This is a genomic window from Methylophaga frappieri, assembly GCF_000260965.1.
Lineage (GTDB): Bacteria > Pseudomonadota > Gammaproteobacteria > Nitrosococcales > Methylophagaceae > Methylophaga > Methylophaga frappieri.
On the sequence record NC_017856.1, the window covers coordinates 2,329,125 to 2,342,458 of the forward strand.

A 13,334-nucleotide genomic window follows, 5' to 3' on the forward strand; every position below is an offset into this window, starting at 1 on the left:
TTAGTACCTCTTGGCAACAGTGCTCTGTAATAGCACCCGGGATTGGTTAGAACCGCCGGTGGCTCGCGCTGTAATACGATAAAAAGAGCGTCCCGTATCCCGGTTACCATCTTGGATGACCTGATCATCAGGTATTTCAACCAAATATTCGATAATGGTCATAGGGCGTGTGGTCACATTCGTGATATCGGCGCCGTACTGAACCCCATTATCTTGCCACCAGACAGTGCCGCGGGTTGGTTCCTGCCACCACGGCAAATTATTATTCCAGTTGGCATCTAGATCACCTTGTTCGGAATTCCAGATGCGATTATTACCATCTTCAGTCGGCAATGGGTCATTAGTCTGCGCATCCAGCCAGGCTTCGGCATCACGCAAGGCCGTTTCGGCAGCTTGAAAGGCGAGCGCCATATCGCGAGAATTACCGGCCATTTTTTCTTCGAGCAGACTGGTACGCATTGCCGCTAAGCCAATAATGACCAAAATCACCAGAATAATCAGGCTGATAATCAGCGCTGCCCCCGATTGTGCCTGTTTTGCTGAACGCATCATGGTAGCCGGTTCCTGAGGGCAATGGTTTGGGAATAGACTTCACGGATACGGTTATCATTGGCGATGATGTTATTGCCATCGAAGGTGTATTCTTGTGGTTCCATGGTCAGGTTATCTGTCGCAGAAACCATCAGCAGCTGAATCTCCAAACTGACCACATTTTCCCAGTTACCGACGTTATTTGCGGTGCGATATTCATCTGCCATGCTGTCCAGATTGGTATCAATACCATATAAAATCTGCATATTTTCAACACCTTCAACTAACTCTTGAGCCTCTTGCCCCGATGGCGCTTCGCGCATGTAAAGAGAGGGCACTTGCGGACGAGGAGTTGCTGGTGGCGTACGTAAGAAAAAACTACGTGTAACAATTCGGTTTAACTGGGCATTTTCATAGCGTTTGCCTAATTGGGTTGTTGCATTGCCCGGTGTTGTCGTTGGTGCATTGCCCGGTGTTGTCGTTGGTGCGGCACTGGATGCGTGACTGATTGCCGAACCCGCGGCGGTAATTTCGAATACAGCGGCGTTCAGGCAATCCGAGACCACCACGATGTCATTGACCTCGAGATCGCCTGCGCCGCCAACGTTGAGGTCACCGGAACCGAACGCGTCACCATCCTGATCAAAAACGGGAATAGTCGGCTCCAGAATGGTCCGGAAAGTAATGAGATCAAAGACTATAGGATCTTCAGGATCTGTAGTGATAAAATCGGGTTTTGCCGGTAACCAGCTATTATCACTGGCTTCATTACCAAGCACATCTATGCCAAAATCCCATTCAAAATCAGTTGCGTTGTTTAAACTGTTGGCAAGCGGAATAGCGGCACGGCTACCACAGCCTCGATAGCCAGTGTTAAGCGCAGATTGACTGATCAATTGGACCGCTAAACGGGCGTTTTCCTGAAGTCGGGATTTCGCTTCTTGGACGCGATACATCTGCCGGGCCCCAATAAAGATTTCGATGACCGCAAGAATTACGATCGAGCTTAATACCAAAGCAACCATCAGCTCAACCAGTGAGAAACCGCGAGCGTTTTGACGAGACGAGATAATCACAGTGCCCCCTCATAACTGAAAGTGGTTGCGCTCAAATTGCCACTTGATTGCGCTTCTGTCCATTGAATATCAATGGCGCATATGATTGCTCCCTCAGGACTTCGTCCATCACAATCAATACTGCCATCGCCCTCAGGTAATTCTTCTTCGAGCAGAACAAGCCATTGACAGATGTCTCGTCTGACTGCCGGTGATGCCGGGCAAATGCCATCGTTCGTATTCGGGTCGACATTGAGTGCGGTATTGTAGGCATCATCTCCAGCTGCTTCCGGATCTCTAGCTGCTTCCGGGTTCGCTCGCATACGCTCCAGAATATCACTGGCCATAATGGAGGCGGTGCTTCTGAATTGTGCGGATTGATTGGTCTTTAATGAACTGCTTTGCAAGTAGGCCAGTGCCAGCACACCCAGCGCCAGAATGAAAACGGCGATCATGATTTCCAGTAAGGTGAATCCTTTCTGTTTCATGGGCAATCTCCAGCCTCAGCTTCAGTCACTGGACGTCCAGTTAAGTTGATAACAATTTGGCGTGAAAGTGGCGGTTCACCACTTTGCTCAAAAAGCCTAAATATAATATCTTTTCTCTCATCTACGTGGCCGACCGCCCGACCATTTGGTAAATAGCCAAGAGTAGTGGCCAAATTACAAGTGAGTAACATCATATTGCTGTTAATTGACGGTTCGTCCCGCAGAATACAGTCCTCTTCAATGCTGCAATCTGTATTCGACTCAACACCATCAAAAACGTCGTTGTTTTCAATTTCCCAATTGGTAAACATCAGCCAACCATCTTCCCAATCATCTCCTTTTCGTTCTAAGAATACTGGAACACCACGCTTAACCGCCTCACTTCGGGCGAGTTGCAGTGATGCGACCAGGTTGTTGGCTTCAGTGCTCAGGCGATTATCTCGAACAATATTCAGAAAGGCCGGTGCAGCAATGGCAGCCAAAATACCGACGATGGTCAACACAATGATAAGTTCGATTAAGGTAAAACCCGCATGTCGGGTGATGTTGCTACTCATAAAATGAATCCCTGCATTTACTCTCTGCTTTTAGCGCGAAACTGCTTACAGGTCAAGGTGTTAATCAATCATGCGAGCCGAATTGTTAGCTAGTTCGCAAAAAAAATGCCGTGCCTTTTTCCTAAAAGCGGCAAAGCCTGCCGCTGCCGCTAAATTATAACGGATTTAAATGGATTAAGCTTTTGATAAATAATAAAAAAGTAACTATGGCACGAATGCTGCTGTAATCAAGCCAAATCAAAATGAGGGAAGTGGGATGGCAATCAACTTTGATGCAGCACTCGGTATCCATGCGGAGGCCTTGCGTGTGCGTTCCCAGCGGGCTGAAATGTTGGCAACTAACTTGGCTAATGCCGATACCCCTAACTTTAAGGCCCGTGATATTGATTTTCAGGCGGCACTGAAAGCGGCAAATGCCGATCAACAAAGCGGCAAATTAGAACGAACACATCAGCAACATTTTCAAGTGAATGCCAATAGTGTGGATAACCCGGCAATTCAATATCGGACGGTGATTCAGGACTCACTGGATGGCAATACCGTTGATGAGCAAGTAGAGCAGGCACAATTTATGCAGAATGCAGTGCATTATCAGGCGACGCTGGAGTTTCTGGGTGGCAAGTTCCAAAGTCTGACCAAAGCATTACGTGGAGAGTAATTATGTCTTTATTTAGTATTTTTGATATTGCTGGCAGTGGCATGAGTGCCCAGTCGCTACGCCTCAATACCACGGCAAGTAATCTGGCGAATGCGGATAGTGTCAGCAGTAGCGTCAATGAAAGTTATCGTGCTCGTCAGCCGATTTTTCAGGCGGTGCTGGATAGCTTTGACAATGATTTTAAGCAAGGCAGTGTCAAAGTGCACGGTATTACTGAAAGTCAGGCGCCTATCCGGCAAGAATACAATCCAACCCATCCGATGGCGGATGACAATGGCTATATTTATCACGCCAATGTGGATCCCATTGCCGAGATGGCCAATATGATGTCGGCCTCTCGTTCTTATCAGAACAATGTTGAGATCGCTAATACATCCAAACAATTATTGCTGCAAACCTTGCGGCTGGGTGAATAACAGGAGACTGGCCGATGGCAATTGATGGCGTGGGCAATAACCCCTATAACTTTCTTAATGGCACACAGCAGACCAGCAATGACGATGCGAATAGTGATCCCGGTGCGCTGGCCATGTCTGACTTTTTGTCGCTGATGACGACGCAGTTGATGAATCAGGATCCCCTAAAGCCAATGGAAAATGGCGATTTTCTAGGTCAGATTGCGCAATTCGGTACGGTTAGTGGTATTGCCGACTTACAAGAATCTTTCTCCAGCTTTAGTAAAGCGATGCAGTCGGATCAGGCGTTGCAGGGTTCTTCGCTGGTTGGTCGCAGTGTATTGGTGCCGTCATCCATTGGCACGATGGCGCCGGATACCCCCTTAAAAGGGCAAATTAATGTGGCTGAGTCGGTCACCGATTTGAAAGTCAATATATACAGTGAGGCTGGTGTGCTGGTGGACACGATTGAGATGGGGTCAGCCTCTGGCTATACCAATTTCACTTGGGACGGCTTTGATTCCCAAGGTGAGCCAATGCCTGCCGGGGTCTATCAGTTTCAGGCGACTGGCACGGTAAATGGACAAAATACGGCTTTTGCTACCGCGACCGTGGCACGTGTTGATAGCGTGCTGGTAGGTAGTGGTAGTCAAGGCTTGACGGTCAATCTGGCGGGCATTGGTTCAGTGCCATTTAATGAAGTTCAAGAAATCATTTAAGGAGTATCGGCAATGTCATTTAATACAGCATTAACCGGTTTGAATGCGGCCACGGCCGATCTCAACGTGAAATCGAATAATATCGCCAATGTGAATACCATTGGTTTCAAAGGCTCACGCGCTGAGTTTGGCGATGTGTATTCCTTATCGACATTTGGTAACAGCCAGACCGCGATTGGTAGTGGTACGGTTCTAAATAATGTCGCCCAGCAATTTAATGCCGGTAACCTGGAGTTAACCACCAATTCGCTGGATTTGGCGATTGGTGGCAGTGGTCAGGGCTTTTTTGCCTTAGCGCCAAACTTACAAGATAACAATGTGTTGTACAGCCGCGCCGGTGCCTTTATTGTCAACCGTGAAGGATTTATTACTAATAGCTCAGGTCAATATTTGCTTGGTTTTCCTGTCAACAATGATGGCAGTGTGACCTCTACCGCATTGAGCAGTTCAAACCCGGTTAGATTGCCTGCTTCAGCAGGGTCACCACAGGCAACGACGGATGTGGAATTAGCTACCAACCTGCCGTCAACGGCAACGGGTATCGATCCGTTGGTGACGCCTATTGATCCCAACGATCCGCTGACCTACACCAATTCAACTTCAACCACGATTTATGACTCGCTTGGTAATGAAAATAATCTGACCTATTACTATCAGAAAACCAATGTGCCCAATGAGTGGAATGTGCAGGTTTATATCAATGATCCACCCGGTACTCCCACCTTGCTGGAGTTTGATGACGGAGTCGGTGGCACAGTCAATACCAAAACCTTAACTTTTGATCCGGCAACGGGCGGACAGTTGGATGCCGGTGTCAGTCCTACCGAAACTTATACCCACACGGGGTTGAGCAGCGGGGCGGTCGACTTGGAGTTTGTTTTGGATTTTAGTGGAACAACTCAAAATTCAGGGGCATTTACGGTACTGGATACCGATCAGAATGGGTTTGCCACAGGTCGATTAACTGGGCTCGATATCAATGAAAATGGTTTGGTGCAGGCAGAGTATTCCAATGGTCAAACCGTCAGTATCGCCAAGATTGTTTTGGCAGATTTTCCTAATCCGCAAGGTTTAAAACAAATTGGTAATACCGCCTGGGAAGCGACCCAGGATTCGGGTGAAGTTCGGATTGGTGAAGCCGGTACCGGAAGTTTTGGTCAGATTCAGTCGGGGGCGTTAGAAACCTCAAATGTGGATCTCACGAAAGAATTGGTCGGTCTGATTACTGCACAGCGAAATTTTCAGGCCAACTCCAAATCGATAGAAACCAACAACGCCATTACACAAACGATTATCAACTTGCGATAACGGTTAGTGGGGAGCAATACAGTCTATGGATAATATGATTTATCTGGCCATGAACGGCGCGCAGCAAATCATGCTGGCGCAAGCGGCAAATGCCAATAATCTGGCCAACGTCAATACCACCGGATTCCGCCAGGATTTTGAGCAATTTCGGGCGATGCCGGTTTTCGGTGAAGGCTTGCCGAGTCGTGTTTATGCCATGACTGAAAGACCACAGACGGATTATCAGCAGGGCTCAATGATTTCGACCGGTAGAGAGCTGGATATTTCGGTACAAGGCGAAGGCTTTATTGCCGTGCTGGGTAAAGATGGTCGCGAAGGCTATACCCGGGCTGGTGATTTGCAAATCAATGAAAACGGTCAATTGTTAACTGGAACCGGCTTGCCAGTTATGGGGGATGGTGGTCCGATTGCGATCCCGCCGGCAGAAAAAGTTGAAATTGGTAGTGATGGCACGATTTCAATCCGACCAATCGGCAGTCCTGAAAGTGATTTGGCGATTCTGGACCGGATTAAACTGGTCAGGCCAGACTTGAATGACGTGTTTAAAGACAATGATGGCTTGATGCGGCTTAAAAATGGCGGAGAAGCCCCCTTAGATGCCACCGTTACCGTGGCATCCGGCACATTGGAAAGCAGTAATGTGAATGCCGTCAGTGCTTTGGTCAATATGATCGAGCTACAAAGACAGTACGAAATGCAGATAAAAATGATGGCGACCGCCGATGAAACTGGTGCCGCATCAGCAAGATTGTTACAACTCGGCGCGTAATCCATTTATTTAGCGCTATTTATATTTCAGGAGTCACACCATGAACCAAGCCTTGTGGATTGCCAAAACTGGTCTGGATGCACAACAAACCCGGATGTCGGTTATTTCCAATAATCTGGCGAATGTGAACACCACCGGCTTCAAACAAGATCGGGCCGTATTTGAAGATTTGCTCTATCAAACCATACGTCAGCCGGGGGCGCAGTCTTCAGTCGATACCCAATTGCCATCCGGTTTAATGATCGGTACCGGTGTGCGCACCGTGGCGACTGAAAAACAACATTCGATGGGGAATATTATTCAAACCGAAAACGCCTTGGATATTGCGATTCAGGGACGTGGTTTTTTTCAGATCCTGATGCCAGATGGGGAAATCGCCTACACTCGCGATGGCACTTTCCAGCGTAATCAGGACGGTGACATGGTGATGTCAAACGGCTACTTATTGGAGCCAGCCATTAATATTCCGGAAGATGTGCAATCGATTACCGTGGGTATTGATGGGACGGTCAGTGTGACGGTGCCCGGCGATAGTAATCCGGTTATCGTCGGTGAAATTGAGCTGGCTGATTTTGTCAATCCGACTGGGCTGCAACCGGTCGGTGAAAATCTGTTTCGTGAAACAGCGGCCAGTGGCGTGCCGGTTGCTGGTGTGCCGGGGCTTGATGGGTTTGGTACGACTATCGGGGGGGCGTTAGAAACCTCCAACGTCAATGTGGTGACGGAACTCATCAATATGATTGAAACGCAACGTGCTTACGAAATGAATTCAAAAGCCATTTCCACTGCCGACCAAATGCTGCAATACGCCAGTCAGAATCTCTAATTGAAGTTGTACTCCAGCCGGTAAAGATTGCCTAGCGGCAATTTTTACCGGCTTTTTTTTGATTTCTCATTTGCCTGCCAGATGTGGTGCTGAGCGATAGTTAAAACGGCATCTCAGAGATTTGGCACAAAGTCTGCTTTGTAGATGTTAGCGATGTGATTGGAGCAGGCAATGAACACAATTTTTTCCCGGACTGGTTTGTTATTCAGCATTTTATTGCTGGCTGCCTGCGCCAACGATTTGCCGAAACGAGACCCTGCCTTTGCGGCGGTACGGCCAGTGGCAACGCCGGTGCCTGAGCGGTCTGATGGGGCTATTTTTAATCCGCAAACCAACATCACTTTGTATGAGGATTACAAGGCGGGTCGCGTCGGCGATATTTTGACGGTAAGACTGGAAGAACAAACGGATGCTGAGAAAGAGACAGAAACCACCATCAGCAAACAAAACGGCTACGCCATGCAAAACCCGACCGTATTCGGCACAACGCCGCAGTTTAATTTACCGGGCGCCTTACCGCTCGCCAGTACGACTGACAATAATCTAGCCTTCAACCTGAATTCAAACAGTGATTTTGAAGGGGAAGGTGAAAGCGAGCAAAACAACTTCCTGAGTGGCAATGTCACCGTTTCGGTTGTCGAAGTATTAGCAAACGGTAATTTGCTGGTGCGCGGTGAAAAAATTGTCACTATCAATCAGGGCAATGAATATCTGCGTTTATCCGGCATTGTCAGCCCACGAGATATTGATGCCGATAATACCGTGTCCTCAATCCGTATTGCCGATGCCCAAATTGCTTATACCGGTGATGGGGCAACCGGTGATGCCAATGTGATGGGCTGGTTGAGCCGATTCTTCGCCAGTTCCCTGATGCCTTTCTAAGAGATGTGAAACATGAGAAAAATACTGGTATCCCTATTGGTTTATTGTTTGTTTTCCGGCACCGCGTTGGCTGAACGGGTTAAGGATTTGACGTCTATTGCGGGAGTAAGGGCTAACCAATTGGTCGGCTACGGATTGGTTGTGGGCTTGACTGGCACCGGTGACAAAACGCAGTTTTTAGCTTCGGGGCAAACACTTCGAAGTATGTTACGCGAGTTGGGTGTGACGTTACCGCCAGGCGTCAATCCGAAGAGTAAAAATATTGCCGCGGTCACTGTCCATGCCGATTTACCCCCATTTGCCAAGCCGGGACAAACCATCGATATCACCGTGTCATCACTAGGTGATGCCACCAGTTTACGTGGCGGTAGTTTAATTATGACGCCGCTAAAAGGGGCTGACGGACAAATTTACGCGATGGCACAGGGCAATTTGGTGGTTGGTGGTTTTGGTGCCGAGGCTGGCGATGGATCGCGCGTCACCGTCAATGTGCCAAGCGCCGGGCGCATTCCAAATGGCGCCACCGTTGAACGTACCGTCAATAATGCCCTTAATATGGGGGATCACATTGTTTTAAATTTACACCAAGCTGATTTCACGACGGCGAGCAGACTGACTGATGCGATTAATCAGACCCTTGGAACCGGCACAGCGTATTCGCTGGATGGCAGTTCGGTTCGGGTAAGTGCACCACGCAATCCTTCGCAGCGTATTCCTTTTTTATCGATTGTTGAAAATATTGAGTTAACGCCGGCCGAGGCTGCCGCTAAAGTCGTGGTGAATTCACGCAGTGGTACCGTGGTGATTGGTCAAAATGTTCGTGTCAGCCCCGCGGCAGTCACGCATGGCAGTTTATCCGTCACCATCTCGGCTGATCCGCAAGTCAGCCAACCGAATGCTTTGTCGCAAGGGCAGACGGTGGTGACGCCCAATTTTGATATTGAAATTTCTGAAGAAGATAGCCGGATGTTTTTGTTTAATCCGGGCGTGACATTGGATGAGATTGTACGGGCGGTAAATCAAGTCGGCGCCGCGCCAGGCGACTTGGTGGCAATATTGGAAGCACTGAAACAGGCGGGTGCCTTGCGTGCTGAATTGGTGGTGATCTGATGACGATGGCAACCACGCGCCATACGACGCTTGATTTTCAAGGTTTAAATCAACTGCGGGCTGCGGCAAATGAGACGGCACCCGCGGATCAGACCTTACGTCAGGTGGCCGCTCAATTCGAGTCGTTGTTTGTCGGCATCATGTTGAAAAGTATGCGTCAGGCGCAGCTTGCCGATGGCATTTTTGATTCACAACATAGCAATACTTATCGCGAAATGGCGGACCAACAATTGGCGATGGATTTGTCTGCCAGCGGCGGGTTGGGTTTGCAGGATATGATTCTGCGTCAACTGGGTGGTGAGATGGCCGGAACCGGCTCAGCACTTGGTGGGCAAACGTTTAGCGCCGACAGTATTCAAACCAGAAGCGTGTTACCACGATTACTGGATCGGGTGAAAGAGTTGAACGCGGTTGCCACACAACCTGAATCGGATTCAACTCAATCTCTCAATGAGGAAGCAAGTCGGCATCCAAACGATACCTTGCCGACACACTTTTCGACGCCTGCGGAATTTGTTCGTCATTTATGGCCACTGGCTGAACAAGCTGCTGCTGAGATTGGTGCCGCACCTGAAGCAATCATGGCACAGGCTGCCTTAGAAACCGGCTGGGGCAAACATATTTTATCGGATCGGCAAGGTAGCAGTTTTAATCTGTTCAACATTAAAGCCGATAGTCGCTGGCAAGGTGAGTCGACGGGTAAAAATGTACTCGAATTTATTAACGGGCGGCCAGTGCAACAAGCATCGGCATTCCGTCGTTATGACAACTTTGCCGATAGTTTTGCGGATTATGTCGATTTTCTGCAGCAAAACCCACGTTATCAGAGCGCATTAAACCATGCCGACAATCCACACCAGTTTGTTGAGAAGCTGCATCAGGCGGGTTATGCCACGGACCCGCAATACGCCAGCAAACTGAAACGCATCATGCAAGGTGACACGTTAGCCCAATCCGTTGAGGCAAGTGACTTTATGCGTGTTACTCAGTCAATAAGGAACAACTAAGATGAGTCTGCTGAATATCGGAACATCTGGACTGCTCGCCTCCCAAGGTGCCTTAAAAACGACCAGTCATAATATTAGTAACATCAATACGGAAGGCTATAACCGGCAGCGTGTGAATCAGGTCACGTTACCAGCCAATTTCACGGGCAGTTATTATTTTGGTAACGGCACGGCAATCAATAATATCGAACGCCTGTTTGATCAATTCTTAACGCAGCAGATCCGCTCGACAACCTCGCAAGAGCAGAGTCTGGCAGTGTTTACCGAGTTTTCTGGACAAATTGACGATATTCTCGGTTCAGAAGAATTATCGTTGAATGCCGGGTTCGATAGTTTTTTCAATGCCATGCAAGCGGTAGCCGATGATCCCACTTCCATAGCCGCTCGGGAGGTATTACTGACCGAAGCAGAAATTCTGGCTAGCCGTTTTAATACGCTGGATAGTCAGTTATCCGGATTTAACCAGCAAATTAATCAAAACCTTGAAGCGAATGTCCGTGAAATTAATCGATTGACAGCAAATATTGCGGAATTAAACCGGGCGATTGTCGATGCTTCCAATAGTGGTTCATCGACCGGTCTGCCCAACGATTTATTAGATCAACGCGATAAATTACTGACCGATTTATCCAAGTTGGTATCAGTGAATACGGTGGAGCAAGATAACGGCTCGTTGAGTGTTTTCATTGGCAATGGCCAATCGGTGGTGCAGGGATATTCAAACATTACCTTAAGCACCTTGCCAGATCCGACCGACAGCACACGCCTCATTGTGGCTTATGGGCCAAATAATATTGATGTCAGTGCGCAAATCAGTGGCGGCCGCTTAGGGGGATTACTGACGGTTCGCGGTAATGTGATTGATAAAGTGCGTAGTGAGATTGATGCACTGGCGGTCGGTTTTACGCAAACCATGAATGCCCAGCATACCGCCGGTTTAACGCTGAGTGGTGCCGCCGGTGGCAATTTATTTGAACCTTCGGATCCGCTTGGCACGCCGCCAGCCAATGCGGCCAATATTCGTGTCGCGATAAGCAACCCTCGTGATCTTGCTGTTGCCTTTCCGGTTGCGGTTCAAACAACGGCAACAAATGCCGGTACTGGAGCGGTCAGCATTGCCGTTGTTGATGGCAGCGATCCGGCTTTTAATGCGGCGAGCGCGTTGACCGGCAATGCATTACTGACCTTTGATGCCACCACCAACGAGTATACGGTGGATTACAACGGGGAAACGGTCACTTTCACTTATAACCCGGTTACGGATAGCGGACGTGAGTTCGATTTAAATGCGCTGGGGCTCACCTCAGAATTACCGCTGACTATCGTTTTACAAGGCGTACCGGAAACGGGTGATAGCTTTTCGATTGGCAATAACTTTACGGGCGGCAACTTTACCGCAACCGGCGATAACCGCAATGCGCTAGCGATGGCGCGCTTACAGGTACAAAAAACATTGGATCCAGGTGCGACGGGGTCGCCAACAGATAGTTTTAACGATATTTACGGCAATCTGCTGGCAGATATTGCCACCAGAACACAACAAGCTGAAAGCAACCAACAAACACAAAAAGGGCTTTTGGAACAAACGATTGCCCGAGCGCAGTCCGTTTCCGGCGTTAACCTTGATGAAGAAGCCGCCAATCTCATCAAATTTCAACAGTCTTATCAGGCGGCAGCCCAAGTGATTTCTGTGTCAAATACCATCTTCGACACGCTGATCAATTCTATATAGGAGACGCTGATGCGTATCTCAACCACCCAGATTTTTGATCAGAATTTATCCGCTATGTTGGAGCAGCAGGCCAATTTGGCAAAAACCCAGAATCAGGTTTCTTCCGGCAAACGAATCACCCGACCTTCAGATGATCCCGTTGGCGCTGTAAGAGCGTTAAACCTGCAACGCGAACTGAATATTACGGAACAATATCTGGCAAATGCGACTATCGCGACGAATAAATTACAAAGTGAAGAATCCTCGCTGAAAAGTGCTGCCGATATTTTGCAGCGCGTTCGCGAGTTGGCTGTGCAGGGCTTAAACGACAGTAACACTCAAGATGATCGTAAAGCCATTGCTGTCGAAATCAGACAGTTAAATCAACAATTATTGTCTCTGGCCAATGGCCGAGATAGTAATGGTGATTTTGTGTTCGCGGGCTTTGCGAATAGCACGCAACCTTATGACGGTATTTTTGGCAGCTATCAAGGTGACGAAGGACAACGGAATTTACAAATCAGCACTGGCGTGACCGTGGCCACCAATGATCCGGGCTCGGCTGTGTTTGAAACGCCGGTTGCGGATACGCGAATTGATCTCGCTGGGGTCACGGGGGCGATAACCGTGGATATTGTGGGAGACAGTAATGTGGATAGTACGTTTGCCCCACTGACATTTGGCTTTGCCGAAGATCTGCTGAATCCCGGCACTTTTGATCTGACAATAACGGACACCGATGGCAATACGGTGACCTTGCCCTACCAGGCAGGTGACACCTTGGACCTCACCGAACTAAATGGTGAGTTTCCAAATTTATCACTCCGGCTTGATGGCGCCCCCAATGATGGTGACGCACTAACGATTGAACGGAGTCTTTCAGCCACCACTCAACCTGTTTTTCAGACAATTAGCCATTTTGCCGATGCGCTGGAAAATGATGCTGTGGGACCAAACGATTCCCCCAATAATGGGCTGTTTCTCAGCAATCTGTCTGCGGCGCTCGATAATATCGTCGACAAGCGCGCGCAGGTAGGCGGCCGGTTGAATGCGATTGAGCAACAGACCGCTGTCAATGACGCGGTCAGTTTTAGTTTGAAAAGCAGTATTTCGGAAATTTCAGATTTGGATTATGCCGAAGCCATTACCCGACTGACCAAAGAAGTAACCAGCCTGCAGGCAGCACAGCAAACTTTTGCCCAAGTCCAAAACTTATCGTTATTTAACTTTATTTAAATAACAAAAAGTTGGCGTGGTCCTTGCTAAATAATCCCTACGCATGGTGAGTTTTTACTCTCAAGTGACTGAATATTAATGC

15 protein-coding genes are annotated in these 13,334 nt (G+C 48.5%); 11 read left to right on the top strand and 4 right to left on the bottom strand.

Going from position 1 to position 13,334, the window contains the following annotated elements; genetic code table 11:
* The 4 genes from Q7C_RS11110 to Q7C_RS13800 are packed head-to-tail and all read right to left on the bottom strand — an operon-like array spanning position 1 to position 2,631.
* The gene (locus tag Q7C_RS11110; protein WP_014704875.1) at positions 1 to 552 is read right to left on the bottom strand and encodes a pilus assembly PilX family protein; all 552 of its coding nucleotides are present in this window, start codon (positions 550 to 552) and stop codon (positions 1 to 3) included.
* Positions 549 to 1,607, bottom strand: a complete 1,059-nt coding sequence (locus Q7C_RS11115; RefSeq protein ID WP_041366714.1) for a PilW family protein — start codon at positions 1,605 to 1,607, stop codon at positions 549 to 551. The genes Q7C_RS11110 and Q7C_RS11115 overlap by 4 nt, the downstream gene beginning before the upstream one ends.
* Positions 1,604 to 2,074: a type IV pilus modification protein PilV gene (gene pilV / locus Q7C_RS13385; RefSeq protein WP_014704877.1), complete on the bottom strand. Its 471-nt coding sequence runs from the start codon at positions 2,072 to 2,074 to the stop codon at positions 1,604 to 1,606. Before pilV ends, Q7C_RS11115 begins: the two co-directional genes overlap by 4 nt.
* Positions 2,071 to 2,631, bottom strand: coding sequence for a GspH/FimT family pseudopilin (locus Q7C_RS13800; protein ID WP_014704878.1), 561 nt, complete (start codon positions 2,629 to 2,631; stop codon positions 2,071 to 2,073). Before Q7C_RS13800 ends, pilV begins: the two co-directional genes overlap by 4 nt.
* A gap of 256 nt (positions 2,632 to 2,887) precedes the next feature.
* On the opposite strand from Q7C_RS13800, the gene flgB reads away from it, so the two are divergent.
* From flgB to flgL, 11 genes are all read left to right on the top strand, one after another.
* A complete protein-coding gene (gene flgB / locus Q7C_RS11130) occupies positions 2,888 to 3,289 on the top strand; it encodes a flagellar basal body rod protein FlgB (protein WP_014704879.1) in 402 nt (133 codons plus the stop codon).
* Positions 3,290 to 3,291: 2 nt separating this feature from the next.
* A complete protein-coding gene (gene flgC, locus Q7C_RS11135) occupies positions 3,292 to 3,705 on the top strand; it encodes a flagellar basal body rod protein FlgC (protein ID WP_014704880.1) in 414 nt (137 codons plus the stop codon).
* 14 nt (positions 3,706 to 3,719) lie between these two features.
* Positions 3,720 to 4,403, top strand: coding sequence for a flagellar hook assembly protein FlgD (locus Q7C_RS11140; protein ID WP_014704881.1), 684 nt, complete (start codon positions 3,720 to 3,722; stop codon positions 4,401 to 4,403).
* Between the two features lie 12 nt (positions 4,404 to 4,415).
* Positions 4,416 to 5,711, top strand: coding sequence for a flagellar hook protein FlgE (gene flgE / locus Q7C_RS11145; protein WP_014704882.1), 1,296 nt, complete (start codon positions 4,416 to 4,418; stop codon positions 5,709 to 5,711).
* 25 nt (positions 5,712 to 5,736) lie between these two features.
* A complete protein-coding gene (gene flgF / locus Q7C_RS11150; RefSeq protein WP_014704883.1) occupies positions 5,737 to 6,480 on the top strand; it encodes a flagellar basal-body rod protein FlgF in 744 nt (247 codons plus the stop codon).
* A gap of 40 nt (positions 6,481 to 6,520) precedes the next feature.
* On the top strand, positions 6,521 to 7,306 hold the full coding sequence (flgG, locus tag Q7C_RS11155; RefSeq protein WP_014704884.1) for a flagellar basal-body rod protein FlgG: 786 nt from the start codon (positions 6,521 to 6,523) through the stop codon (positions 7,304 to 7,306).
* A gap of 171 nt (positions 7,307 to 7,477) precedes the next feature.
* Positions 7,478 to 8,188, top strand: a complete 711-nt coding sequence (locus tag Q7C_RS11160) for a flagellar basal body L-ring protein FlgH (RefSeq protein ID WP_014704885.1) — start codon at positions 7,478 to 7,480, stop codon at positions 8,186 to 8,188.
* Positions 8,189 to 8,200: 12 nt separating this feature from the next.
* A complete protein-coding gene (locus Q7C_RS11165; protein WP_014704886.1) occupies positions 8,201 to 9,298 on the top strand; it encodes a flagellar basal body P-ring protein FlgI in 1,098 nt (365 codons plus the stop codon).
* The gene (flgJ, locus tag Q7C_RS11170; protein ID WP_014704887.1) at positions 9,298 to 10,305 is read left to right on the top strand and encodes a flagellar assembly peptidoglycan hydrolase FlgJ; all 1,008 of its coding nucleotides are present in this window, start codon (positions 9,298 to 9,300) and stop codon (positions 10,303 to 10,305) included. The genes Q7C_RS11165 and flgJ overlap by 1 nt, the downstream gene beginning before the upstream one ends.
* A gap of 1 nt (position 10,306) precedes the next feature.
* Positions 10,307 to 12,037: a flagellar hook-associated protein FlgK gene (flgK, locus tag Q7C_RS11175; RefSeq protein WP_014704888.1), complete on the top strand. Its 1,731-nt coding sequence runs from the start codon at positions 10,307 to 10,309 to the stop codon at positions 12,035 to 12,037.
* Positions 12,038 to 12,046: 9 nt separating this feature from the next.
* Positions 12,047 to 13,252, top strand: coding sequence for a flagellar hook-associated protein FlgL (gene flgL / locus Q7C_RS11180; protein ID WP_014704889.1), 1,206 nt, complete (start codon positions 12,047 to 12,049; stop codon positions 13,250 to 13,252).
* The last annotated feature ends 82 nt before the right edge of the window (positions 13,253 to 13,334 follow it).